Below are 24,527 nucleotides of genomic sequence, written 5' to 3' on the forward strand. Positions count from 1 at the left end.
TTATTAAACCCAAGAGCTGCTGAGGGGCTGATATTCATAACTTGAAAAGGGGCGAAAGTCATTATAGCATTGAGCAGTTATATTACACAGCAGGCGAAACTGGAGTGGTGTCGGCGGTAGATTGACTTGCTCTACGCGCACCTCTACTAAACTGGGATTCCTCAATAGAACTTCAAAAATCTCACTATTCAAATATCGCGGACAATACCCGACAATATGGTGGTCTTCTGTATTTAAAGTCAATGCTTTAGAATCATAATCATTTTGAAATTCGTGAGCCAACCACAACTTTTCTCCAGGTTCTAAACAGTTAATTCGCTCAATCGCACATTGTGGCAAGTAGCGCAGTCCGTGCAAGAAAAAGTGAAGGCGATACCGCCCTTCAGAATCTGGTTCAGGAATGAGAAAAACAGTTAGAGTATCTGTTTCTCGCCGCCCACCGCTGCGGGCTAGCATGGCAATTGGATCGCTTTCATCTTGAGTCAGATTTAGCCAGTGAATAAAACTTGGGTAATCGGGGCGATTTTTCGGCATCAGCCGATTAACAAATACGGAAAATAAGTAGGTTGATGTATATACTTCACCTAAGCGCGGAAACGAGGGCAAGGGTTCAAAACCGCACTTCTGTTGAGCTTCTAAAACGCCTTGCGTGTAGGTAAATTGGTAGTTCGTTCCGTCAAATGTTAGCCTGCCAATGGGAAACCAGGAACGGCTGTTTGGATCTTGCCAAGCCAAAAAAAGCGTTGAGTGTGTTTTCACGGTAGCGTTTTCCTCAAGTTAAGCAGTCTGTGTTGATTGAATTCAAGAATTTTTTGGGCAAACTCGGCTGCAATCGGTGAGATACGAGTGTTAGGAATTCGATTAAAAATATCTAGTAGATTCACCTTTGAGATACTTTCAATTCGCTCAATCCATATATGCGCTGCATTCGGATAACAACGTGCAGCGCAGTCAAATACATCAAGAGTTTTGAGGGGCTTTTTGTCATCAACGTTGCCATAAAACGCTGAGAAACATTTGTTAGCATAAGCGTCTACTGAGCGTTTGTGCCTTTGTTCATCTGAGAGGTCGCGCCCCAGACTGGAAGCATGATCGTAACTGGGTGCTAGGTGTGCTGTTTTGGATGTAGGGGACGCTAGATTTACTGTTTCAGATGCAGTGGGTGCTAGATTTACTGTTTCGGATGTAGTAGGCACTGCCTTATTTCGGACGACACCCCAGTTTTCGTGGTGGCGATCGCCATTGCCTATCCACGCATCTAACAGGAGATAGCCGACAAACACCTCTACAGCTTTTTGGATGCCACTGGGTACTGTGCAACCAATAGGTAAATTCACAGATTCATCAGAGATAATTTTCAACACTAGATCAATTGTATGTTGTGACAGGTTGTAGGTTGCAAAGGTGGGGTAATTTGGCACGATGGGAGTAAGAAGTTCGTTACCATGAACGAGGGTGCCACCGTTAGGCAAAAAGTAAGAAGAGACTACACCGAGATTCCCCTCACTCGTGGCGGCCAGTTCATAATTAGCATGAGGAATTCCCAGTAATTCGCACAATTCGGAGGCCACTTTTTCTGCCCAATCTTCGCCTAAATCAAGTCTTGCTTGTTTGTACAGGCAGCGGCCGAGTTTTGGGTGTTCAAACCAAAACTTATACTTGCTCCCCATTGCTTCCTGATTAGAGAGTTCGTAAGCTTGAGGGGTGACAATAATTATGGGGAATTCATCGGACATAAATTGGAGAACCTATTTCTTTTTAGTTAAGATCCGCTTCATTTTTCCAATCCCTCACCCACCAATGCTTCCAGTTCAGCTAACAGCTTCTCTAGTTTCTTTTGCTTTTTGGGGTCATCCCAAACCTTAGACTTTTTCACTCGCTGCAAAGCTGCATCTACGCGACTTTTAAGCGAGCGATCCGGTGCAGTCGCCTCCCCTGTATTTTGGGCTTTTAAATCGGCAATGCGCTGTTTGATTTGGGTCAGAGAGAGGTCGAGATCGCTCGCCTCCTCTAGTAATTGGGAGCGCTCTGAGCTATCCTTAACTCGGGCGATCGCTCTGGCTTTGGTATACTCAATCTGTCCTTTCCGCAGCGCTCCAATCACATCATCTGGCAGGTTCAGCAACGGGAGGCGATTGGTTCGGAAACTCTCTGGAGTGTACTTCCCGACGAGTGCAAATATATCGATTACTATTTGCCAGTCCGAGCTGTGGATAACGTTATCCACACCCGTGCGTTCCGGGTGCGCGGCCGCTCCGAGCAAAGCAATAACTGACGAAGAGGTAGAGTTTAATTTCATTGCCAGCAATTGCAAAATCCCCTCGGTTTCCTCAATCGCATTCAAATCTTCCCGCTGCAAGTTCTCCAGCAGTGCAATTTGCAGGGCCTCTGCGTCTGTCAGTTCCCGAATCACAACAGGAATCTCAGTCAAGCCTAACGACGACGCGGCTCGATAGCGCCGTTCTCCCGCTACCAATTCGTACTTGTTGCCATCTATGGGGCGTACCAGGAGCGGTTGCAGAATCCCTAGCTGCTTGACTGACTCCACCAGTTCTTGCATAGCTGTCGGCTCGAAATAGCGGCGCGGTTGCTGCGGTGGCAGGACAATTTTGTGTATTGAGACAAGGGAGGATGCGACATCTTCGCTGTCGCTGGTTCCTAACAGAGCCTCAACCCCTTTGATTTGATAAGGCTGATTGTCGCGTTTTTGATTCATCGATGTTCCCCCGTAGAGCTCCCAACCAGGGACTCACCGACACTTACAACCGCTTCCACAACCCGGACGAACGCCACCCGGATATAATAAAACTGCGCCAACTGCATCAAGAATGCGATCGAGCCGTATCATAAAACATTAAACGCCTACGGTTGGACAGACATCCCCACCGACTGTGAATTCATCCTCGACTACGAAGAAGAAGAGGAAGAAAGCGAAGGAATTAGCAAATGCCAGAAGAAAAAACCTTGGCGTTTCCCACTCGGGCCTATAACGGCATTTTCAGCGAACCTATTGGCGAACTCGCCATTACAGAAATACCCTTAAATTTGGTAGTAATCGATTTAGTTAGAGGCATACGGAGCGATGAAAACGGCGAGTGTTTCCACTCGATCGATTTTAGCAAGCAGACCGATCGAAACTTTGCCGTTATTTCTCAGTATTTTGCTTTAAAACCGCCTCAATTTCCGCCAGCTTTTGGCGCAAAACCTCCTGCAACTCCACAAGTTGGTCAACCTCAGCTTGCTCCAACACTTGAGGTGAGAGCTTTTTCAAATTCCCGGCTGCCAACTTAACCTGCTTGAATTGGCGGGCTGCCCCTGGGAAATCATCCAGATTAGAATTGATAATTTCTTGCACCAATTTACGAGTTTGAGTCACCGACAATTTCTCGGCAATAACTCGATCGGTTGCTTGAACTCTAATCGGCTGCGCTTCTTCCTCTGGCAAGACTAAATTTTTCGCAGAGAGTTTAGACAGAGCCATTGCATGAACCCCTTTAAGTCCTAATTGCCTGATAGCAGTCTTAAGGTCATCAGCCAAAGACAGCATCGGGAAAATGTTGGCATCGATAGAAGCGGGATTGAGCTGCAAATCCAACAGTGTCTGCAAAACGGCCAACTCTTGTTCATCCAAACCCAAAGCGGCCAAACCCTGTTGCTGCTCGTCAGGTGCCACCGTCACCAACTCGGAAACCAAGTTCATCCGTTTTTGCGCGTTCAAGCGTCGCACCACTGTCGAGAGAATGCGGGGGATAGTTGCAGCTTCCAAACCCGTATTTTCAGACAACTCCCGCACAATAGCTTCTGCTTTATCGAGGGGATTGAGATCTTCCCGGTGCAGGGAAGTCAGCAGTGCTTTGCGGTGCAAAGCCGCGGGTTCTGGAACGATCACAGCTTGTAAAGTTTCCCAGCCCAGATTTTTAGCGCTGCGCCAGCGCCGCTCTCCATCGAATATCACCAAATCCCCCCGTTGAATTAAGATAATGGGTTGCAGTTGTCCGTCACTAGCGAGGGAACGGGACATGGACTCGATACTTTCTGGCAAAAAAGTCTGTCTGGGTTGCTCTGGATTGGGCACAATTTGATCGAGCGAAATGGAGAGGATACCGCTTGCTGACTCTAATTGTTCTCGCAGGGCAGTCAATTGAGATTCCAATTCCGTTGAACCCGATTTTCGCAGTTCTTCAATTTCTGCTTTGAGTTCTTGAATCTCGGATTCAGCTTCAGAGAGGTGCATTGACTGCTTGGCGGATGAAAAATAATTTCCCAAGTCGGGAGCTTTACGGGTGGCCATAGCGATTTTAGATTTTAAATTGGGGATTGGAAGAAGTCAGTTCAGGGCTATAAGCCAAAAACGAAGGATTCGTTTTCGCTAAGCAAGTTGTGATTGTGAATCAACACTATTTCTTTTTTTTTCCTTTTTTGGCAATAGCCGGAGCAACTCCATTTCCCATTAAAGTAGCCAGGTGCTTAACAATTTCTTTGAAGTCGCCTAAAGCTGGGTGAAGCGGGCGATAAAGGTGTAATGGCAACCCTTGACCGCTGGCATTGACAAATTCTGCACTGTCCCGAATAGGTGGAAAAACGCGGATATTCATCTGCTCTAGCTGGGCTGGCAAGGACTCTAAAAGTTGTCGGTGGACGGCTCGTTTCGTATCGTATTGGTTGGGTACAAACCCTAAGATTTCTGGTTGCGGCTTGAGGCGTAATTGTTTGCAATGGTGGTAGTACCACTCCAGCAGGTGAGCTGCTCCTTGAATTGATTTTGGTTCGAGCTGTACGGGCACTATTATATGAGTGCAAGCAGTTAGTGCCATCAAGGGCAAGGGGCCGAGGGTAGCGGGGCAGTCGAAGATAATTAGGTCGTGATCCATTGGATAGTCGCTCAGGCAATCGCCTAGAAGATAAGCGCCACGCTTGTGCAGAACTAACTCGTCTGCTGTTTGCGTCAGCGTCATTCCGCCTTGACAAACGGTTATATTATTGGTGTGGGAACTCCAGCTAGGAGTAAGAGGCCAAGAGCCATTGAAGCTTTCTCGCATTATGGCGGACAGTGTGTGTTCTGGCTCTGGCGGATTTAGACCGCAAAAAAGGGTCAGGGAGCCTTGGGGGTCGAGATCCATAATGGCTACTTTTAAACCCCTTAACCCCAGTTCGTAGGCGAGGTGAACTGAAAGTGTGGTTTTGCCAGTGCCGCCAGCATTGCTGATGACTGCTAGTCGAATTTGCATGGTTTTGAATTAAGTAGATGATTTAAGTATGATATATCGAGAGCAGGCATCACATATCGATATATGAGAGCCTCGTGGTAAACTACCGTTGGCCCCCGTTGAAACAGCAAGTTAATATTTAGTCGAGCGAGCAGAATCTCGTCAAGTTTAGTACCAGACAAGACAGTTGAAAAGGATGTGAGTTCGATCGCTCGATTGAAACGAACTTCATATATCAATATCTGAGCTACGTTATAACCGCCGAGTTAACTTTGAAAACCATCTTGGGATGATGCTTGTACAATCTACCGAAATGCACTCAAACTTCATATATCAATATCTGAGCTAAGCGAGCACGATCCAACTTTCTGGGAAGAGATGCTAGCAGATGCCAGAACCGTTTCGCAGTGGGCAAGCAGCTATTGGTTTGAAAGCTTTACACGCTGTTCCAATTTTTGTCGAAGGTCAATTTTGGGGGATGGTGGCTTTTGACGACTGCCGGAAAGCAAAGCATCAAGGTTTGGCTGAACTGGCGATGCGTGAAAACGGCGACTGTTTGTATTGGTAGTGTTATTGAACGCGATCGTACCCAAGCAGCAATCCGGGAGTGCCTAACAAGAACGAGTCGCCGAACAAGAAGCGCAAAACCGTTTATTGGAGAATCGCGATCGCCGAACAAGAAGCTACGGCAAAAGCTGTCAACGCCTCACTAACTTTGGAAAACTTCGATGAAGCGGTCAACACCACCCTGCAATTTCTTGGGGAAGGATCGGGTTGCGATCTGATTAATATTCTAGAAAATTTCTTCGATATCACCCAACAGCTAAAGCTGGATTTTTCAAGTCTGCATCTATCTTTACGACTCTCCGCTCACTTGCTGCTTCGATCCGCAGCAGCAAGTGAGCGGATTGAGTTTGGGTGGAATGTGGCAGCGGACAGAGTAGATTGGCGCTCAGTTGGAGATTCAGAGCGAACTGGGAGGGGGAACAAAGGTTATTATTGTTGTATCTGTTAGGATTATCCCAATTTAGTAAAAACAGGAGTGCGAGCCGGAGTTCTCTTTCGCGAGATAGAAATGCAAGCGAGCAGGATGCTTGCACTCCTAAAAAACGCTCTTAGGTTAAAACACTGACTGAGAAAATTCAGGTAAATGGCAATGTGTTTATCTAAATCTAAGTATAAAGTTAGAACGACGGAGTGAAAGGTGGAACTATGTCTTATAGCGAATTTTCCCTAGATGATATTAAAAATAAACTCGGATTGACAATTCGAGAAGTCTCTGAAGTTATTACGGCTGTAGAACCGATCGAACCCAGTCAGCTTTTAAAGGAAACCTTAGCAGAAAATATTCCCTTAGCCTTGGGAATCGACACGGAAAAAGCGCGCTCTGAGATGATTGTCGCTCCGGTATTGATTGAACTCCGCAGGCGCTGCGATCGTCAAATCAGCCTCTTTTCCGGTACGGAATTCAATATCGATCGAGTCAAAGGACTCAACGGTGTCTGTGACTTTATGATTAGCCATTCACCAGAACAATTATCTTTAAACGCCCCTGTGTTTACACTTGTCGAAGCCAAGAATGACAATATCAAATCTGGAATTGCCCAGTGCATTGCTGAAATGTTGGCAGCCCAGATGTTTAATCTTCAAAAAAACAACAGTATTTCTTGTGTTTATGGTGCCGTTACAACCGGCAGTATTTGGAAGTTTATGAAACTCGAAAAAAGTACGGTTTATATTGAAACAACAGAGCATTTTATTGAAAATATTCAACTCATTCTAGGTATTTTAATGCAAATTGTTCAGTTGACTCGCCCCACCCTTCCGTGTCTATAAACTCCAGAAATTTTACAGTCTATTCTCAATGAGTGAGCTCGGATTCGTGATTGACTCTAACGTGCTGGTCAGTGCAGCACTATTCAAACGTTCGATCGATCGGTTCTGAAACTAACCCACATCTATCAATTTGACAGTCGGTTCTACGCAACCAGTCAAGCCTTTGACCAAGTGCGTAGTTAAAATGTCGGCGCAGCATCTCTAACCAAGTTTCCATAATGGCGATTTGCTCAGTGGATGGCTTAATTCTGTAGATGTGGGTTAGTGACAGTAGTATCTTAGCTTAGTAGCGCGCTACTCTGATACGCGCGATCGTAGACTAACGAACTTCATATATCGATATCTGAGGTACGGGTTCTAAACAGGGAGTTAACTTTGAGAACTGTCTTGGGATTTGGCGATCGTACAATCTGCCGAAAAGCACTTCAGAGTCAAATCGCTGATAATATCTAAGCTCATATTGTCAACTAATTTAGTCAGAGCCAGAGCAATTTGCTTCTGCGACAGCGGAATTCGCTCAATCAACAGCCTTACCGCTTGCTCGTCTCCACAAGCGGCTGCTTTATAAAGCTTCTTAATCGACTTCCTCGGCAACACAGACAGCGACTCAGAAGTCAGTTGCATAACAGGCTCATCCTGTTCGGACTTCCTCGGCGACTCCTCTTCATAGATATAGCGAACACCCAAATGAAGCGCCATCTTCTCAAAAATTACTGTTTCTCGGAACGGTTTGGCAACAAAATCATCAAAGCCATTCGACAAGGCAAGTTCCTGGGTTTTAACAAAAGCATTAGCGCTCAAAGCAATAATCTTAGTCTTAGAACCGTCAGGCAGAGCTCGAATTTGTTGAACAGCTTTAAAACCGTCTAAAACAGGCATCCTCAAATCCATCCAAATTAAATGCGGCTTGTACTTTCGCCACAACTTAACAGCCTCAATTCCGTTATTCGCAAACCACACAACAAAACCAGCCGACTTCAATATCTGAGTTAACAGCAACCGATTTGCCGACTCATCGTCCGCTACCAAAATGCGATATATTTGTTGGTTCGATGCCAACCCCTTCACTCGTTTTTGCGGCAGTCTGTCATAAACTTCGCTCTCAGTAGCATGACTGACTTTAACGTAAAAACTAAAAACCGTTCCTTTCCCCACAGAACTTTTGACCTTAATCTCGCCACCCATCAGCTTGACGAAAGAGTTACTGATTGGCAATCCCAAGCCCGTTCCCGTTTGCGATTTCCGGCCAGCTTCAGTTTGCACGAACGGCTTGAACAAACGGCTAACCTCGTCAGGAGCAATGCCTGGGCCTGTATCCTTCACAGAGAACAGAAGAAAGAACTTGGATAGCGGTTTTTTTGCCAGAGGCTGAAGGCATTTTACAGTCAGCTTCACCCTACCCGTCTCAGTAAATTTAACAGCATTACCCAACAGATTAATCAAAACTTGGCGCAGCTTGCTTTCATCAGTTCGGACGTATTGCGGTACATCTGAACTGCGTTCAAAAACAAGCTGCAATCCCGATGACTGAGCTTTGAGTTGGAACATCCCTTCGATGTCATCAAGCAAACCGTACAAATCAAAAGCATTTGATTCGAGGGTAATTTGACCAGCTTCAATCTTAGACAGCGACAAAACATCATTGATTAATTTCAACAAATGCTCGCCGCTGCGATTGATAATATCTAAACTCGACTGCTGTTCCGGTGCAGTTTTTTTAGAGTTCACAAGCAAGTGAGCAAAACCGATAATCGCATTCAGAGGCGTTCTCAGTTCGTGGCTCATATTAGCCAGAAAGGTACTTTTAGCGCGATTGGCACTTTCGGCTGCAATTTTAGCTTGTTTTAGTTCCTTTGTTTTCAGTGCAACTTGCCGCTTTAAATCGCCGGAATATTCTTCTAGCCGCTGGCGAGATGCTTTTAACTGGGAATTCATGCGCTTGAAAGCACAAGCTAGGGCTTCGAGTTCGGCAACGCCGCTACCTGAAACTGTTGAGTCGAAGTCGCCGCCAGCTATCGCCTCTGTTGCCGAAATTAACCGCAGCAGCCGCTGTTCTATTCTTAGGGAAATGGACAGCAAAAGGCAGATAGAAAGAATCAAAGCCAGCAGTACGAGCAAAATAGTGTTGCGAGTATTGGCCTGAACTTTGTCCGTAAAATCGGTTTCAGGGACAACTGCTACAATCAGCCAGTTTAAGCTTGAAGAGTTTTCAAAAGGTCTGACTTGCAGTAAGTATCTAGAGTTGCTGGCGGTAAAGTTAAGATTTTGGCTGCTGTTAATAGCAGCGAGGCTGCCATAATGTTTAAGCAAATACTCTGTGGAAAGCTGGATTACTTGTTGTTGCAGAGCTTGGGTGCGAATTCGCTGCTGGGAGTCAACAGAAATAGACGGTTTTGGTTCAGTTACCTCGTTCCAAGCAACAGAGCGTCCCTCTCGGTCTAAGATAAAGACTTGACAGTTAGGGCTGATGTGGAAATCGCGCAAGTTGAATGTTGAGGTTGGGGTGGGAAAAGCAGAATTTGTTTTTTGTTGACGGAATATTGTTTTTGGAGAGTCGGACCCATTTCTTTCCCCATTTGATTTGATTGTGACTCCGGCTGTTTGACTTGGGGGAAGTTGGTTTACCGAACCAGTTTGCATTTTTTTATAAGTCCCTTCTCCTTTCCCAACCCCAACCCCTTCTTTTAAGTAGTTGTCAAGGCGGTCAGAGATGCGGCTCGTTGCTTCTCCCAATAGCTGTGCAACTAAGTCATTCATTGTCTGCCGCCCTGTTTGAAAAGAAAGCCATCCCGTCAGACATAGTAAAGTCGAAATCAGGAGAGCGTTGGGGACTGTAAGCACAACGCGCAGCGGGAGGGCAGACTTTTTTTGAACTGAGCTTTTTGGGCGGAACATTGGTTAAAAAAAAGGAGTGGGAAATGAGGAAAAAAACGTTCTTCTTCAGAGGGGAGTAACACCAGAAGTAGAAGAGTTCTCCTCTTCTCACTCACCAAATAGCATGGGTTTGAAGCCCCTGCCTTTAGGCAGATTGTGATAAGAACGGAGTTTAAATCTCTGTTTTTATCACTTCGCTGTCAACTGTCAACTGTCAACTGTCAACTGTTTAACATCCCCGCTCGGTCTCGTTATGCTGTTTGACTAATTCCTATTAATAGTGCAGCCTCAAACCAATCTGAATCAGTCAAAAGCCATAAGTTCTCAGAGCGAGCGGTTAGCGACACTGGCTCCCGCCTGACTCAGCTTGGCAGTATTGAGGAGAGGATTTGCATCTCAACTAACCCAAGTTGCGTGCTTAAAACCGCTCTAGACTGGTAATGGGTAATGGGTAATTGGAACAATTTGAGATTTGAGATTTGAGATTTTAAATTGATGGATTGCCGTTGATCCCGCTCTGTGGTTGACCCCGGAACGAATGCACTTGCCTAACTCTGTCTAATATTGGTTAGATATGAGTAGGTTTGTGTGAGCGGTAGTTTGATTCAAAAGCTATTTTGGCTAGCTCGACAATCACAGACAAGTCTACTCCGGCTCGTGCAGCAGCATCGGCCGCCGATAGATTCTGATTTTTTACTAACGCTAAAAATTGTCGCACGCTGTAGACTACTGGGTCGTTGGCTGCTGTGTAGCCTTTCTGAATGGCAATTAGCAATCCTTTTTCGACATCTGATGCTGTGGGTGCACGACCTCTATCAACGTTCAAAGTCGGCTCCATTCTAGGGTTTAGGGGAGCGATGCGAATTCCTAAGTGTTCTGGTTCTTTGTTGGTAGGAACGATGTTGAAGTTGTAAAGTCGCTGTTTCCCTTTTGAATCTACAGTTTTGATTGAAAGGTTAGTGATGGTAGCTGTGGTAGCTCCCGGAAAATTGAGCGCTTGAATGGGACGCAAGAAAACAGTTTTGGCTTTGCCACTTGCCAACTGTGCGTCGGTGCTGAAAACTATTTTTGAGGGGTCGGCAATTAAAACGTAGGCGAGAGCTTCGTCGGTTGAGCTGAAGTCGATCGCACTTGCGCGACCGGGATAGACTAAAATATCGATCGCACTATTGACGGCAATATCTCGACCCACAGTTTGATAGCCTGTTGCTCTTGATTGAGCAAAAGCACAGTCGGGGTAGCTTGCAGTAGCGAACACTGCTGCAAGGATTGACAAACTGAGAGTTTTAATTCTTGGGAAAAGCATTGTAGCATTCATAATTGTTATCGGCAGATATTGACAAAGCTATTCAATTTTGGTTGCACCGGAATGATGGGAATGGGGAATGGGGAGTTGGGAATGATGGAGAATCATTGACCTCAACTTTAGAATTCCGATGGTAACGGATTTGATATCGTGCATTGATTACACTCCTGAGCGGGCTGAGTAAAACCACCCACTCCCTACTCCCTACTCCCCACTCCCCACTCCCCACTCCCCCGCTCACGACGGCTCCGTTATCGGTAAATGTTGAGAAAGCTGTTAACAGTAATAGAAACCGGGGTTCCCTTGTTAACCACAGCTACATTGGGGCGGTTTAAAAGTTCTTCAGTTGCTCTATCTGAGCGGCTTTCCATCCGTTTTGCTAGGGGGCTGAAGAAGCCATCGAGGACGGCTGACCAAATTTGGGGGTCTCGACTTTCAACGGTGGTTGTACTGCGGACATACCTACCGCTAATACTGCTAGAGCTCCTGACTTTAGGCTCTGCGAACACTTGACCGACTCGTCCAACTCCCGACAGCACTGCGGTGAGGATATCCTGTCCGGCAATATCGTTCCCTGGGTCGAAGTAGCCTGAAGCAATCAACGGCCCTCCGCCCTCTCCTGCAATCAAAATTGCGCCTTCTGGAATGGGCTGCTGTTTAATCTGACCGTTTCTATCAGAGTAGACGAGTGCCACAGCAGTAGCTTGTACCATGCGATTGGTTTTGCTGACGGTGTTGGCTTTGGCAATGACAACCGTGCCCGCAGGAAAAGCAATAAAGCCGTTAGTTGCCGTTACGTTGTCTGTGAGGGTGACGGCAAATTTGTCTCCCTGCTGTTTGTTTGAGCTTTCATCCCACAGCAGGGGAATCGAAACTACGCCGTTGGCTGTGGTGCCCAGGGGAACCTGAGCTGTTTGGGAGGTTGAGCCCGTTTGGGGCGTGCGGTTGAGAATGCCTTTTACCCCTGGAGAGTTGACTTGTTCCAGAGTTGGGGAATTTGTTAAGGCTTCTGCTTCTGGAGCAGTTTCTGGGGAAAGGGTTTGAAATTCTGTATCAGGCAAGGATGTTCGGCTCGCGCTCAGTCGAGCCGCAGTCTCGATTGGGCTATCGGTAGAATCGGAACTTGTTTGGGGAGAAAGGGCAGCCGGAGTTAATTGGTTAGTCGAGTTTTGGGAGTTGTCGGTGGTTTCGAGGCTGTCCTCTGCTGGGGGAAACTCCGGGTGTAGCCTTTCCCCGGTGGCGTTATTTGGGCGGTTATAAAATTCTTGTGGGATTTGTTCCAAAGAAACGTATGAGGGTTGCAACTTTTGGTTGCCGATATTGACTGTTAGGAATTCACTTGTTGGAGTTGGGTTCGTACTAGCGGCGGCGGTAGCACTTGTTGTCGCTGGAGTGCTTGGTGTTGCACTCACGGCATTCGCTATTCGGTTAGGGTCAAAATTTCCCCTAATTTGTCCGAGTTGGGCGAGTTGGTTCCACCGCTCAAACGGGTCGATTTTTTCTTCTGTTGGAGTTGGAATTAAAGGTGGGGGTAGTAACGGTTTGGGTATGGGGGCCGGTGCGGGTGTTCTTGAGGGTACTCTTTGAGGTATGGGTGCGGGTAGTGTTACCGTCCGCACTACTGTTCTGGGTACGGGTAGGGGTTCGCGTAGAGGAGTAGGTAGCGGTGCAGCGCTCCGGGTAGCGACTAGACGCGGAGTTCGAGGAGTTCGCGGGGTTCTTGACGGTTTGGGCGACGGTTCTGTTTTGGGTTTTGCGGTTTTTTGCGGTTTTTCGGCTAACAGTTTTTGTTGGTCTTGGTAAGCTAATTTAGCCAGCAACTCCGGTTTTTCATCTTTAATGGTGGGAGAAGAGCTTTCTTTTGGTGTTGATTGTGCGATAGCTTCGCGAGGTGATTTAGGCTTGATAAATTGCCAAATCAGCAGTCCTAGCAATAGTATTCCACCAGTCAATAGCAGTATTGTCACTGCTCTAGGAACGCCTCTTTCGGAAACAGGCGGCGGCAGTGGTCTTTCCTCATCTTGAGCGAGTTGATATTGAGTTTCAAGTGTTAGGGGTGCATTGGGGTCGAAATTAGCAATGAAGTTTTCATCAATATCATCGTCAGAAGGGGAAGGGTTTGGAGAAGGGGAAATAGGGGAATTGATGTTATCGTCATCATTATTAGGGGTATATTCACTTGATGCAGTTGTATGATTCATATTGGCTGTAGTGGTACTATTATCAGGAGTGGCATTAATTGGATTTTCGGTTAATCCATTTCTTTTGTTAGTCATGGCTTTAGAGTTGAATGTGTTGTGTTTAACTGTACATAAAAAAGCAAAGAGAGAAGACTTCAAGCAAAGGGATGAAACATACTAAGTGTTTAAATTATTTAGTTGTTACGGTAGGTTTTTAAATTTACCCACTTGCCGGTTCGTCCTCTTTCCATGTCTCTTTCCTCTTCTATGGTTTGAATTCGACAATTCGGGAAATTTCTAATCCGGCTGCTCTCAAAGAGTGAATAGTCTTCTCTAATTCATTAGCGTTTTCTTTGAGAGGGGATTTGGGAATTTCTACGGCTTTGACGGTGAAAGTTCGATTAAACTGTTCTCGGCTTTCTCCAATGCCTTGCTCTAGCACTACGCGAGTAGCAATTACATCTATTTCCCAAACTCCTCTTTTTATTTCTCTGGGTTCTGAGATGTGAGAGATATAGACTCCCGAGCGGGTTTTTCCTGAATAGATGGTGTTGGGAACGAGTTTGGCGAGTTCGACAAGGGAAGCTTTACCAAACTCTGATTCCATCATCAAGGAACCCATCCAAGCAGTTGTAGGAACTTTGGCACTGCCTTTAACTTTAATGCCGGGGTCGGGGTCATTTGTGCCGGGAATTTTGCCTGACCAAGCCCAGGTTAAATTTACCCAACTGGATACGAAAGTTTGGATGATTTTCGGCTCTCTGTACAGTTCATCTTGTTCTGCAATTCGGGCTGCGGTTCCGTCTTTTAACTGGACAAAGGTAACTTTTCTTTGAGATAAGGCTCTCAAACTGACTGTATTCACTAAAACAGCAATTGTCAGGAGGAAAACAAAGCTTGTTAGCAGGACAAAGCACAAGGCTAAGGTGTTTTTAGATTCAGGGAGTAAGGGTTGTGATTGTGGAAATTTCATAGTTTTATGGGAAGGGGAAGGGGAAGGGGAAGGGGAAGGTTAAGAGAAGGGGAGGGGGAAGGGGAAGGGGAAGGAGAGGGAGAGAGGGGAGGGAAAACAGGGGAGGGGGAAGGAAAAACTAGGTTATTATTAGCTTTACTTGCTACTAATTAGTGCTAGTTTCGGAGTTGAGTAAGGGGAAGGAAAAACAGAGGAGATTATTAGCTATCAGTATTCAGTTTATTTATCTTTCCTTCCCCTTCCCCTTCCCCCCTCCCCTTATTAAGTACGAGATGCTAATTTTCTAGCAGCAGACAAAAGAAGGCGAAGGCACTCGTCAATTTCTTGGCAGAGGACATCACTATCTTGTTGATTGATATAGCCAAGCTCAGTGGCTATCCATACATGGGTATCAACTTCTCGCAATGAGCCTTCAGCTATGTGTAAAAATCGGACATAATCAGTTGTTGTATTGCGTCCATAGCCTTCAGCAATGTTGGCAGGTACAGAAACCGCAGCTCGACGAAGCTGATTAGTAAGACCATACAGTTCCTCCTTGGGAAATTTTTTGGTAATCTCGTAACACTTCACAGCTAACTTGGCTGTTCTTTGCCAAATAAATTGTTCGCGATGTGATGACATAATTAATCTCCTTAAATTAAAGGGTAGAGAGTTGAGGAATCAAAGGCTAGAAGTTTTTACAAATTTTATGATAATCTAAGCCCAGAAAAATCTATCACAATTTCCTTCCCCTTCCCCTTCCCCTTCCCCTTCCCCTTCCCCTTCCCCTAGATCAGTTTTCCAGCAATAACGCCGATCGCGTTACTGGCAATATCTGTAAGTTGTTTGGTGCTATTGGCGATCGCACTGTACAAAGCAGTTCCTCCACCCTTGGCTATTAACACGGCAAGAATGGGAGAAAACACAGCTAAAAAGAATAAAAAGGCGATATCTGTAACTAACTCTGCATCGGACTTGACAATCACTACAGCGACTAATCCAACGACGATGTTGTACCCCAATTGCACTCCAAATAATGACATAAATCCTATTAGCCAAGCCCAGATTGGTTTTCCTTGCAGCGGCAATAGCGACAAGCCCATTGCAATCGGTCCGAATAGAGCTGTTAGCAACAATGCTGCTTCTAAAATGTTGACAAATGCCCACTGTACCGATCTAAGAATTAAGCGAATGATGGGCAAGACAGTAGACCTAAAAACTTGCCCTGCAAAATCGCCATTTCCTATATCCTGAAGATTGGCAACATTGCCTAAGTTTTCGACAAATCGCTGCAAGCTTTTGAGAGGTCCTCCATTTTGCTGTTCGGCTGCCTGGAGGATTTGTTGAGCTGGCTGTTTTTTGCTGTTCCAACATTCCACTAAAGCTGATCCAACTTTGCCCTGACATTCGCTGTAGAGTTTTTCAATCTCTTCTTTGCCAGCACTGGTAAGGTTAACGTCGCTCAGGGCAGTTCTGAAGGTCATTTCTCCGACTTGAATCTTCATAATTTCTTGCACTTGAGTGCTGCCTACAGCTTTGATGAATTTGATGCTCTCAGCTAAGACTTTACCGTTGTTGCTGAGAAATACTACAATTACGAGTGGCCAGATAAACATGGCTACTAGCTCTGACCAAGACTGTTTTTCGATGATTTCTTTGCCACTGGTGACAGCGAGGTAAGTAACAGATATTCCCGCCAGAATTAGTCCGAGCTTAACTAAGGCAATCCAGAGAGAGGATTCTTGAGTGTTGAAGGTGTTAAACCAAACTAAATTCCACGATTCGACGGTTTTTTGAGAGACTTCTATGGCATCAGATAGAGTGTCCAGGGCTTGTCCTGCTGTGCTAGTTTGGGCGATTAGTTGTGTCAGCATCGCGGTGTCTCCTTGTTGTGATTTCAGTCTTCGCTTGCCCCCAGGGTGATGCCTCCCGGCATTTGAAACAGTCCGGCTTGAGTAGAAGAAGCGGTAGCAGCCGCAGCATCCTGCCGTCTCTGGGCTGTGTTAATTTCGTTGAGTTCTTCAGCTTGTTGAGCGTTGAGAATGTTGGCAAAACTGCGATCAATTTGAGCTTGCTGGCCCTGCATGACTAAGGCACTTTGATTTTCTGCTGATAAGGCTGCTTGCTTAGCTGCGATCGCACTTTGTTGAGATATGTTTCTCATAATGTTCTGGGTGACATCTTGACCTTCGGAATCAGCACCCAATTCCATTGAATTTTGGCTCTCGCGATTAGTTTGCTCTACGTTTTGCTGGACAATTTCTTTCATCTGAGCTTGTTTTTGTTGAGCCTCTTTACTGAGAGTGGCTTTATTGGCTTCACTGACAGCACTTTCTCTTTCTGCGAGTTCTGCGGTATTCTCTTTGAGGCTGTAAGAATCTTGCGGTCTCTTCTCTAAAGCAGCAGATAGTTTTGTCCCTTCGCTTTCGGAGGTGTTGCCGTCCATTATGCTTTTAACTGCTTCTTTTAGGTCTGGAACTTTCAATTCTCCTAGGAATGAAGAGAGGGTTGACTCTATTTCACTGCTAAATTTTTCGACTTTATTTAACAAATTGTCCCAGATGCCTGAGATGCTGTCGGAGATGGTGGAGATGGTATCTGAAATTTCGCCTGTTATGTCGCTAATTGTGTTTTCTATACCTCCTATTTCTTTCGGGTTGCTCAAGAAGTTATTAGCTGATTGTTGGATTTGGCTTTCTATTTGTTGATTGGGAATTGTGAAGCTGGAGCGGTTGAAAGTGCTGCTGTTAGGATTGCTTAAGCTTGGAAGCTGTGTAGCAGTCGGATTGCTGTCAGAGGTTTGAGCTTTTGCTTCAACAGAATTTAGTATTAAGCTCAGCCAAATTGCAGGAATGCCGAGGGCAAGTTTGACAATAAATTTCGGTGATTTCATCGGTTTTTCTCCGTTATGCTTGCAGTGATTTGAGCAAAAATTGTCATCACTTTAATTCAACCAATTCCTACATAATTTATATGGCAAAAATCAACTTACTTCTCAATCCCCCAAACGTTCTAGCTAGCCATGAGGTCTTGATGGGATTTGTGTTCCTTGATATCGGTGACTGCATTCTTGCCAATATTGGCTAATGAACGTCCTTCTTTAACGGCTTGTACATATTCAGAGGCAAATTGTTTTAGTGCTAGCAATTGCCCTTTTAGCGTATTGGGATATTGAGCCATAACTCGCGCACGAGCCATCAATTCAGCTTGATTGTTAGCCACACTTGCTAATATCATTTCGCCTGGATAGTATCGGCTTTGCCAGAAACGACCTCCTTTTTCAATTAGCCAATTTGAATAAAGGTCGGCAGCTCTGGGAAGGAAAGCTTCTGTGGCATTTTGGCTAATAATTTCAGCCGGATATCCCAAATTTTTGATCCAAGAAGTGGCTCCGTTTGATGTCAATCTTCCGGTAATTCGATACACCATGTTTTGCATAATCATAGTTCCCGCACTACAGTCGCAAATACTGTCGATATCTTGGGATAGCAAGAGCACTGAAATGCCATTCTTTCTACCCACTGCACAGAGTTCGCCTACTACTTCAGCAAATCCGTCTTTCTTAAACAAAATCGAAAGTTCGTCTCCGATAAATAGGCTTTTAGGGTGAGAAAGTGCGTTGCGGATGCAAGCAGCATGGGCGTTAATTGCCATCAAGTATTGGTCTTGTTCGTTGCCCAGGCCGCTAAGGGCAAAAAACTTAACAGCGGGTTCGGGTGAAAATGTACTGGGTCTGCCAATGGCTTTCCCTAAAGGTGAGGCGAGTAAAGCCTTCGATTGAGTGATAATTTGGTTGATGGCAATGCGGTCTAAGTCGGTAAAGTTTTGCAGATTGAGTTGCTCTTTTGTGCAGAACTTTAGGAGGTTTGTAAGGGTTGGCATTTCTTGCCATTCGGGAGATTTCCAGCCTTTTTCAAAGGCAGTATTGTAGCGTTCGATAATTTCTGGGTCTTCCAAAAACTTTTTCAGAGTGAGGAGCAAAATGGCATCGACTCGCTGCGCTAGTTTGGGGTCGTGGACTTTGCCCATGCTGATAATAGTTAGCGCTTTTCTGATAAACTCTTTCCATTGGTCTAATCGGCGCGATCGCTCTTCTCTGTCAAAACGCCTCAAATCGGGTATTTCGAGTAGATTCGAGCTGCCAGAGGTGATGTCGTAGTACGCACCGTCGTCGCCTAACAGTTTCACTGCTGTCTCAAAGGTGCTGCCGCTTCCTGCTGAGATGTCCATACCCACTACTGGGATATTAGCGGCTAAAGCATCGACCGCAAATCGCCATCCTACAACGCTTTTACCGCAACCGGATTCACCTGTTATAACGGCGCGGCTGGTTTGGTTGTGCATGAGGTCAACGTACACGGGTTTGCCGCCTTTGGTGATGAATTCAACTCCTTTTGAGTCGATATCTCTAACAGCAGTTAAGGGCAAAATACCGGGGACAGTTTCGGTGTCTAAGGTGAGGCGGCGTTCGTTAATTAGCGAACTGCTGTGCAACAGCCAGCTTACAGTAATGGGCAAAGTTTCTAGCCACAGTTGCCAAGCAATGTTGCGCTCTCTTAATACCTTGGCAGAGCCGAAGCTGTGGGAGAGCATTTGGCAAGCGTGTGTTAGTTGCTCCGGCGTTGGTCGGTAGACTAAGAAGGTGACAGCAGCGTGAATTGCTCTTGCACCTTTGTACATTTTTTTCTGGGCTTCAAAGGATTCTTCCTGTTTGACTTCTGCTCCTACATCGCGACCTTGACCTTTTTCTAAAGCGCGTTTTTTGGCACTTTTAGATTGTTTAGCTTGCCTTGCTAAGTTGTCTTGAATAATAAAGTTGGGAGCGGCGCTAATTTCGACAACGGCTTCAGTGTCGCGGACGTAGCTGTTACTCATAATTTTCCAGAGCCATTGCAGTTGCTCTCTGGTATTGAGCCAGCCGCCGGGGCCCTCTTCCATTGTTAGCACGCCGCATTCTGCGTTTCTGCCGGGGAGCAAAATGCGTGAGCTAGCTTTTCTGTGTTCCGGGCAGCTCGAACGGCCGCTCATACCTTCAATTAAAATGGTGCAGGCGTGTTTGTGACTGTTGATGGTTTCGGTTAGTTTGTAGTCCGACGCGGTTTCTTTTAAGGTGAGAAGTTGGGGGATAGGGGGTACGGGTGCGCTGTTGAATTTTTGCCACAGCCACCCCCACAGTGTTTTGGCATTCATGGGTTGAATTTCCAGTCCGATTTTGGTGTTTAGCAAGAGTTCCCACCGGATGTAGCCTTGCTCGAAAGCGTCGAGCAGCAGTTGTTTGTAAAAGCGTTCAGAGTAGATGCGTTGGTTGCCTGTAAATTGTGCAGCAATGCTGTTGGCTGTGTTGATAATTCCATTGATGAATTTACTCAGAGGGTCATTGGATTTGGAGCCAGATTGAGCGTCGAATGTCCAAGTGCAGAAAATAGTTTGGTTCCACATTTGTCTGGAGCCTGCTAAGTTTAGTTCTTGAATGCGTTTCTGTTCGTTCCTAACGAGTACAGAAATGGGTTTGAGGTGACAGTTGTCAGCCAATTCAGTTAACTGTTGCTGACGAAGGCAATCGCTGCTGTAGCAGCCGGTGTGAAAGGTCATTTTTTCGCCTAGGGGAATGTCTTTTAGTCCCTCTTCTAAAGCGGTAGCTGCGTTGTTTACTTCATGGCGGTACAGGATGTTGTGAAAGCCAGCCGTCTCGAATCCGAATACAATTTGGTATTGGCTGCCTTCATTCAGTAAGTAACCAGAAACTTCTCGACCATCCTTTTTGATAGTGACTAAACACAGGAGGTTTTGGTAGTTTTGGAAGGGCATAAGTCGGCTGTTACCTCCTTGTTGATTGGGAGCAAGTTTGGGTTTAAGTTTGACTCGGACTTGTGAATCGCTGATTCGGTGGCGAATCGGGTTTGGTCGGTGTTGGGGAAGGGGAGAAAGGTATAAAAGATTGCCGTTGTACCACTCGTTCCCCGGCGGAGGTCTAAACCTGTCTACAAAAAGGTGAGGTTTGTTACCTGTCAGGAGCCACCAGCTTACAATTAGCCAGAAAGTAGTGGTGAAAAACCAAGGCATTCCTAAGCTGAGTAAGCCGTTGGTGAGGATGTAGGAAATTACGGTGATTAGCATCCACGGAATTAGCTGTTCCGATGGAATAATACCGATGCTGGCTTGTTTGCCAATAATTTTGTTGACTGAAATAAAGTCTTTATCTGGGTCTTTAAGCATGGTAATAGGGGAGGGGAGAGTGGGGGAGAGGGAGAGGGGGTGATTGGGAGAGGGGATAATAGAAAGTGGAGTTAAGAAATTAGAGTTTGAAATGAACAGAAAACCAATTCAATCCCACCGAAATTTAGAAGTGTATCAACTTGCATTAGATGTGGCTATGCAGATTTTTGAACTCTCTAAAAAGTTTCCTGTTGAGAAACGATATTCATTGACCGATCAAATTCGTCGGTCTTCGCGTTCTGTTTGTGCCAATTTGTCTGAGGCATGGCGTAAACGGCGTTATGAAGGAGCTTTGTATCCAAATTAAGTGATTCTGAAGCTGAAGCTGATGTTGAAGCCCTCTAGTTTTTATCGGGTTGTTGCAAGTTTTCAAACTTCTCCCCCTCTCCTCCTCTCCCCCTCTCCCACTCTTCCCTAAGCTCCACCTCCGCCACCGCCATTGCCAACGAAGAGGAAAGTTATTACATCAATGGCAATTACAATGGCAAAAGCTAAGGCGACTTGGGTGACAATTGGTCGCCAGTCATTGCCTTGTTGCGCTTGGTTGTAAGCAAAAAGAGACGCGGATGCTACTAATAAAAGAAATGCTCCGCGAATGAGGTTAAAAATCAGTTCGATGACCTCGGCATCAATGGCTTCGCCTCCCGCTGAAGAGGCTCCTTCTGCTAGCTCTGTCATAAATTCTTCTAAGCCGGAGAGGAAGATGGCGTTGGCGGGGGAATCGAGCACGGAGCACAGTGCAGTGGAGGTGATGATGGCAGTGGTAATGTGCCAAAATCGAATTTTGCAGCCGATATATCGCTCTACAATTGGGATTGCTTTAGCGGTGTGCCACCAACTCAAAAAGACTATGCTGGAGCAGCCTAAAGTTGTTATTAGGAGCGGGTCGTGAAGGCTGAAGTAGATGAGTGAGGCTAGGCAAATGCCGAGGAAGGGAATGTCGCCCACTTGAATTTTCTGTTGTTTTAACCAGCGTAATAATGAGTTGCGATTTCGTTCAGTTCTTGTCTGCTCTAAGTAAGTAGCCATGTCACTATCTCGATTAAATTAGTGCTTTAATGCCAATTTTAGTTGCATCTAATGCCCGCAAAATCACCAATTACGGTGATTCTTGAGAGTGACAATGACCCCCTCCATTTGGAGGGTGCAAGTGAAATAAGTTATTTCAAATTTCCATCTCGGCCTCAGTTTTTCTCGCTTCCTGCTTGTTGGAGTTCTGGTTTTGAGCAAGTTGCTGTTGGGATAGGAGATTTTCTACTACTTCTGGTGGAATGTCGCACAAAAGTACCTCAACATTACCTTTTTGGAGGCTGGCCTCAAAAACTATCTCGCTGTGAGAATTAAAGCCTTTGACAGTACCCTTCGACTTGGATTTATCGCTGAATTCGACTTCAAAGTCGAGGCGCGAGCCCTGGGAATCGGTAAAGCTCACTTCATCTTGATTGCTTCTCTTTACCATTTCAGCTAAACGTTCTTGGTTGACAGCTTGTTGAAAAATTTTTAAGCGGTCGAGTTCTTCTTTTTCTTCAGGTTTCAAGAAGTCGTTTGTCACTTTCCACTCTCCAGTTTTATCCTGTACTGCTGAGAACATTTCCTCGCCTTCTTTCGTTTTTAAGCTGATAGCGGTAGAGGAGTCAAAATTTGTTACATAAAGTTTGGCTTCTCCCAAATCAACCCCATCTTCTAATCCAATGCCTTCCGCATTTGCTTCTTCTTCAGCTAAGCTGTAAATTTTTGCCAGTGTTGCTGCAAGTTGGGAGTCCTGAGTAAGATTTTGGGCTGTCACAGTGATTTTTTTAGCAGTAGCGTTAGCGCTGCTAGCTGGGATTGTTGATTCTAATGAAATTGTTTCACCTATTTCTGTTGCGTTTTGTACGAATTGGTCGCTGAGGGATGGAGTCGAGCTGTCGGGCGGTTCTACTTTTGCATCCGCAGCTTGAACGCCTGTCTCGCTTTGAAGAGAAAGTTTGTTCTCTAAAGCTTCTATTCGCTCTTCTAGGGTATCGAGTCGCTTTTCAAGTCGGTTGAGTGCTTCATTTATTTGTACGAGTTGTTCTTCAAAACTCGCCTCTGTGTCAATTTTAATAGAAGCCGTTTTTTCAGAATTGTTGTCTCTCACACTGCCGGAAATTTTATCAACTTTTCCGTGGACTTTGTTAACAGCTTTAGCTAAGAGCATACCGGGTGTTGACACAAGTTCGGCATCGGGTTCAGGTAAGATGTTTTGTTCCGGTTCGGGCTCCGGTTCAGCTATTGGTAAAGCTTCTGATTCAACCGTTGCATCTGCAATTGAATCCGCTTCAACCAAGTTGGTAACTCGCTGGGAGAGGGAGTCAGCCCGTTGGCTTTGAGCTTTGAGCCTTTTGACAATATCGGCAACTTGGCGCTCTTTTCCAGCCCCAAGAGCAGCTTCTATAATTTGAGAAGCTGCTTTTTTGCCAATCAGAGTAGCGAGAACCGCAACTTGAGCACTCATGCCGCTGACAGTTGTACCTTCTACCTCACTTCCAGAAATGGCTGTTCTACCACTGACTTGTACAGCAGCATCGAGGATACTATCGATGTTCTGGTCGTTTGATTTTTTGCCTTGAGGTCGCTGTTGGCTAGTTCTGGTTTTGGAAGGTGTGACTGCTAAGGATTCAGCAATTTCTACCGGTTCATCTGTCTGAAGTTTTCTTTTGGTTTGGGATTTAGCTGATAATTCTTCTTCTTCCAAATCTTCTCGCTCAGAGTTTTGAATGTGGCTTTTAGTTTGAGACTTAGCTTTGGGTTTAGGTGCTTCGAGTTCAAACTCATCTAACTCACTTAGTTCATCTCTCGGAGAGCGGCTTAAGGCTTTAGATTTAACCAGTGGTTCTTCCGACTCCAACTCCTCTACGTCATCTTTTCGGGATCTTCTTTTGGTTTGAGAGTTGGGTGATGGCTCGTCGTCATCCGAATTTTCTATTTCATCTTTTTGGGATTTGATATTGGTTTTAGATTTCGATCTGTGCGATGGTTCATCATCTTCTAAGTCATCTAGCAAATCGTCTTTTTTAGACTTGTTTGCCGTTTGAGATTTCGATCGACGCGAGGGTTGCTCATCCTCTAAGTCATCTAGTAAATCGTCTTTTTTAGACTTAGTTGCAGCTTTAGATTTAGACTTGGGGGAGGGTTGCTCATCATCCAATTCATCTAGTAAATTGTCTTTTTTAGACCTTGTTTTAGTTCGAGGCGAATCGAGTAATGCTTCAATTCCTGTTTTAGTAAATCGGTTGTCGTCCGGCTCTCCCAAGTGTTCCATCATGTATTTTCCTGTGGTAGAGCCGTACTCAGGTCGATCGCTCAAACTGAGGACGAGTCCGTTGTGCTTGACCTCCACGCTAATGCCAGGTTTGCCGTCGGCTTCCGTTAGTTCTTCAATTGCATCGGCAAAATCTTCTACGCTGGTGAGTCCATTTTCCTGGCAGTAATCTAAAGCTTTCTCGCAGCGATTTCTTAGATAGTTGAGGATTTTCTTGCCCTCCGCTGTGTTAGGGGTGATGTAATTTCCCTGGCTTCGGCTTCGGGATGCTGTTTTTGTGGGCATAATCTTTGTGGCGGGGTGAGTGGATATTTCCCATGAAATTCGAGCAGTGTGGCTAGTGACTTCACTCTAAAGAGCGGTTTTGGAGAGTTAAAGTGACCCCCTCCAATCGGAGGGGGAAGGTTAAGCGGGAGCAAAAGAAGTGTCATATCATGTCCGTCAAAATACCTATAAAACCGCAAGCTTCAATGTGTGTTGTACAAATGTCCTCAAGGGAGGTCAAAGTCGAATGTGTCTTTTCTTGCCTCATTCGACTTTGACCTCCGATAAGCAAGATACATTTAGGCAACACGCATTGAAAAGGTTTGCGCTTTTTCTATGATTTGCATGAGCCGGTATTTGTCAATTCGCCATAGCAAAGTAATAGAATTGCAATTACGGTCTAGTTAGC

General features: G+C 45.5%; 21 protein-coding genes. 5 read left to right on the forward strand and 16 right to left on the reverse strand.

Annotation, left to right across the window (positions count from 1 at the left end):
- Nucleotides 1-3 precede the first annotated feature (3 nt).
- From QUA44_RS05990 to QUA44_RS06000, 3 genes are read right to left on the reverse strand one after another with little or no spacing between them, the layout of a single operon-like run.
- Nucleotides 4-759: an HIRAN domain-containing protein gene (locus QUA44_RS05990; RefSeq protein ID WP_333248973.1), complete on the reverse strand. Its 756-nt coding sequence runs from the start codon at nt 757-759 to the stop codon at nt 4-6.
- A complete protein-coding gene (locus tag QUA44_RS05995) occupies nt 756-1,736 on the reverse strand; it encodes a hypothetical protein (RefSeq protein ID WP_333248975.1) in 981 nt (326 codons plus the stop codon). Before QUA44_RS05995 ends, QUA44_RS05990 begins: the two co-directional genes overlap by 4 nt.
- A 38-nt stretch (nt 1,737-1,774) precedes the next feature.
- Complete coding sequence (locus QUA44_RS06000; protein ID WP_333248977.1) at nt 1,775-2,716, reverse strand: ParB/RepB/Spo0J family partition protein; 942 nt, start codon at nt 2,714-2,716, stop codon at nt 1,775-1,777.
- A gap of 2 nt (nt 2,717-2,718) precedes the next feature.
- Between QUA44_RS06000 and QUA44_RS06005 the strand changes: the two genes are divergently transcribed.
- Nucleotides 2,719-2,850, forward strand: coding sequence for a hypothetical protein (locus QUA44_RS06005; RefSeq protein ID WP_333248979.1), 132 nt, complete (start codon nt 2,719-2,721; stop codon nt 2,848-2,850).
- A gap of 295 nt (nt 2,851-3,145) precedes the next feature.
- On the opposite strand, the gene QUA44_RS06010 is transcribed toward QUA44_RS06005, so the two are convergent.
- Nucleotides 3,146-4,291 carry a ParB/RepB/Spo0J family partition protein gene (locus QUA44_RS06010; RefSeq protein WP_333248982.1) on the reverse strand — a complete coding sequence of 382 codons (1,146 nt, stop codon included), beginning with the start codon at nt 4,289-4,291 and terminating at the stop codon, nt 3,146-3,148.
- Between the two features lie 106 nt (nt 4,292-4,397).
- On the reverse strand, nt 4,398-5,228 hold the full coding sequence (locus QUA44_RS06015; RefSeq protein WP_333033761.1) for a ParA family protein: 831 nt from the start codon (nt 5,226-5,228) through the stop codon (nt 4,398-4,400).
- A 367-nt stretch (nt 5,229-5,595) separates the two neighbouring features.
- On the opposite strand from QUA44_RS06015, the gene QUA44_RS06020 reads away from it, so the two are divergent.
- The 3 genes from QUA44_RS06020 (at nt 5,596) to QUA44_RS06030 (ending at nt 7,043) form a co-directional block, all read left to right on the forward strand.
- Complete coding sequence (locus tag QUA44_RS06020; protein WP_333078137.1) at nt 5,596-5,775, forward strand: hypothetical protein; 180 nt, start codon at nt 5,596-5,598, stop codon at nt 5,773-5,775.
- Nucleotides 5,776-5,814: 39 nt separating this feature from the next.
- Nucleotides 5,815-6,222, forward strand: coding sequence for a hypothetical protein (locus tag QUA44_RS06025; RefSeq protein WP_333248984.1), 408 nt, complete (start codon nt 5,815-5,817; stop codon nt 6,220-6,222).
- Nucleotides 6,223-6,419: 197 nt separating this feature from the next.
- Nucleotides 6,420-7,043, forward strand: a complete 624-nt coding sequence (locus QUA44_RS06030) for a hypothetical protein (RefSeq protein WP_106331512.1) — start codon at nt 6,420-6,422, stop codon at nt 7,041-7,043.
- A 79-nt stretch (nt 7,044-7,122) separates the two neighbouring features.
- Here QUA44_RS06030 and QUA44_RS06035 read toward each other — a convergent pair whose 3' ends face one another.
- The 9 genes from QUA44_RS06035 to QUA44_RS06075 all read right to left on the reverse strand — a co-directional run bounded on the left by QUA44_RS06035 (nt 7,123) and on the right by QUA44_RS06075 (nt 20,571).
- Entirely contained in the window at nt 7,123-7,320 is a 198-nt protein-coding gene (locus tag QUA44_RS06035; RefSeq protein WP_333249307.1) for a helix-turn-helix domain-containing protein, read from the reverse strand.
- A gap of 92 nt (nt 7,321-7,412) precedes the next feature.
- A complete protein-coding gene (locus tag QUA44_RS06040; protein ID WP_333248986.1) occupies nt 7,413-9,800 on the reverse strand; it encodes an ATP-binding protein in 2,388 nt (795 codons plus the stop codon).
- 685 nt (nt 9,801-10,485) lie between these two features.
- Entirely contained in the window at nt 10,486-11,235 is a 750-nt protein-coding gene (locus QUA44_RS06045) for a hypothetical protein (RefSeq protein WP_333248989.1), read from the reverse strand.
- A 239-nt stretch (nt 11,236-11,474) separates the two neighbouring features.
- Nucleotides 11,475-13,499 carry a hypothetical protein gene (locus QUA44_RS06050; RefSeq protein ID WP_333248991.1) on the reverse strand — a complete coding sequence of 675 codons (2,025 nt, stop codon included), beginning with the start codon at nt 13,497-13,499 and terminating at the stop codon, nt 11,475-11,477.
- Nucleotides 13,500-13,668: 169 nt separating this feature from the next.
- On the reverse strand, nt 13,669-14,268 hold the full coding sequence (locus tag QUA44_RS06055; RefSeq protein WP_333309569.1) for a hypothetical protein: 600 nt from the start codon (nt 14,266-14,268) through the stop codon (nt 13,669-13,671).
- A gap of 369 nt (nt 14,269-14,637) precedes the next feature.
- Entirely contained in the window at nt 14,638-14,997 is a 360-nt protein-coding gene (locus tag QUA44_RS06060) for a four helix bundle protein (protein ID WP_194074431.1), read from the reverse strand.
- 146 nt (nt 14,998-15,143) lie between these two features.
- Nucleotides 15,144-16,229, reverse strand: a complete 1,086-nt coding sequence (locus QUA44_RS06065) for a hypothetical protein (protein ID WP_333248998.1) — start codon at nt 16,227-16,229, stop codon at nt 15,144-15,146.
- Between the two features lie 23 nt (nt 16,230-16,252).
- Entirely contained in the window at nt 16,253-17,248 is a 996-nt protein-coding gene (locus QUA44_RS06070) for a hypothetical protein (RefSeq protein WP_333249001.1), read from the reverse strand.
- Between the two features lie 119 nt (nt 17,249-17,367).
- Complete coding sequence (locus QUA44_RS06075) at nt 17,368-20,571, reverse strand: hypothetical protein (RefSeq protein ID WP_333249004.1); 3,204 nt, start codon at nt 20,569-20,571, stop codon at nt 17,368-17,370.
- Between the two features lie 43 nt (nt 20,572-20,614).
- Between QUA44_RS06075 and QUA44_RS06080 the strand changes: the two genes are divergently transcribed.
- Entirely contained in the window at nt 20,615-20,878 is a 264-nt protein-coding gene (locus QUA44_RS06080) for a four helix bundle protein (RefSeq protein ID WP_333249006.1), read from the forward strand.
- A 107-nt stretch (nt 20,879-20,985) separates the two neighbouring features.
- Here QUA44_RS06080 and QUA44_RS06085 read toward each other — a convergent pair whose 3' ends face one another.
- Both QUA44_RS06085 and QUA44_RS06090 read right to left on the reverse strand, forming a co-directional pair.
- Nucleotides 20,986-21,600, reverse strand: coding sequence for a hypothetical protein (locus QUA44_RS06085; RefSeq protein ID WP_333249009.1), 615 nt, complete (start codon nt 21,598-21,600; stop codon nt 20,986-20,988).
- Between the two features lie 136 nt (nt 21,601-21,736).
- Nucleotides 21,737-24,139, reverse strand: coding sequence for a hypothetical protein (locus QUA44_RS06090; RefSeq protein WP_333249010.1), 2,403 nt, complete (start codon nt 24,137-24,139; stop codon nt 21,737-21,739).
- Between the last annotated feature and the right edge of the window lie 388 nt (nt 24,140-24,527).

This window comes from Microcoleus sp. N9_A2 (genome assembly GCF_036701775.1).
Classification (GTDB): domain Bacteria; phylum Cyanobacteriota; class Cyanobacteriia; order Cyanobacteriales; family Microcoleaceae; genus Microcoleus.

Coding starts and splice junctions, on each gene's coding strand:
- QUA44_RS06000 (WP_333248977.1), bottom strand. CDS start 2,716: ATGAATCAAAAACGCGACAATCAGCCTTATCAAATCAAAGGGGTTGAG.
- QUA44_RS06005 (WP_333248979.1), top strand. CDS start 2,719: ATGTTCCCCCGTAGAGCTCCCAACCAGGGACTCACCGACACTTACAAC.
- QUA44_RS06045 (WP_333248989.1), bottom strand. CDS start 11,235: ATGAATGCTACAATGCTTTTCCCAAGAATTAAAACTCTCAGTTTGTCA.
- QUA44_RS06040 (WP_333248986.1), bottom strand. CDS start 9,800: ATGAATGACTTAGTTGCACAGCTATTGGGAGAAGCAACGAGCCGCATC.
- QUA44_RS06010 (WP_333248982.1), bottom strand. CDS start 4,291: ATGGCCACCCGTAAAGCTCCCGACTTGGGAAATTATTTTTCATCCGCC.
- QUA44_RS06090 (WP_333249010.1), bottom strand. CDS start 24,139: ATGCCCACAAAAACAGCATCCCGAAGCCGAAGCCAGGGAAATTACATC.
- QUA44_RS06065 (WP_333248998.1), bottom strand. CDS start 16,229: ATGCTGACACAACTAATCGCCCAAACTAGCACAGCAGGACAAGCCCTG.
- QUA44_RS06050 (WP_333248991.1), bottom strand. CDS start 13,499: ATGACTAACAAAAGAAATGGATTAACCGAAAATCCAATTAATGCCACT.
- QUA44_RS06075 (WP_333249004.1), bottom strand. CDS start 20,571: ATGCTTAAAGACCCAGATAAAGACTTTATTTCAGTCAACAAAATTATT.
- QUA44_RS06020 (WP_333078137.1), top strand. CDS start 5,596: ATGCCAGAACCGTTTCGCAGTGGGCAAGCAGCTATTGGTTTGAAAGCT.
- QUA44_RS06070 (WP_333249001.1), bottom strand. CDS start 17,248: ATGAAATCACCGAAATTTATTGTCAAACTTGCCCTCGGCATTCCTGCA.
- QUA44_RS06015 (WP_333033761.1), bottom strand. CDS start 5,228: ATGCAAATTCGACTAGCAGTCATCAGCAATGCTGGCGGCACTGGCAAA.
- QUA44_RS06030 (WP_106331512.1), top strand. CDS start 6,420: ATGTCTTATAGCGAATTTTCCCTAGATGATATTAAAAATAAACTCGGA.
- QUA44_RS05995 (WP_333248975.1), bottom strand. CDS start 1,736: ATGTCCGATGAATTCCCCATAATTATTGTCACCCCTCAAGCTTACGAA.
- QUA44_RS06060 (WP_194074431.1), bottom strand. CDS start 14,997: ATGTCATCACATCGCGAACAATTTATTTGGCAAAGAACAGCCAAGTTA.
- QUA44_RS06085 (WP_333249009.1), bottom strand. CDS start 21,600: ATGGCTACTTACTTAGAGCAGACAAGAACTGAACGAAATCGCAACTCA.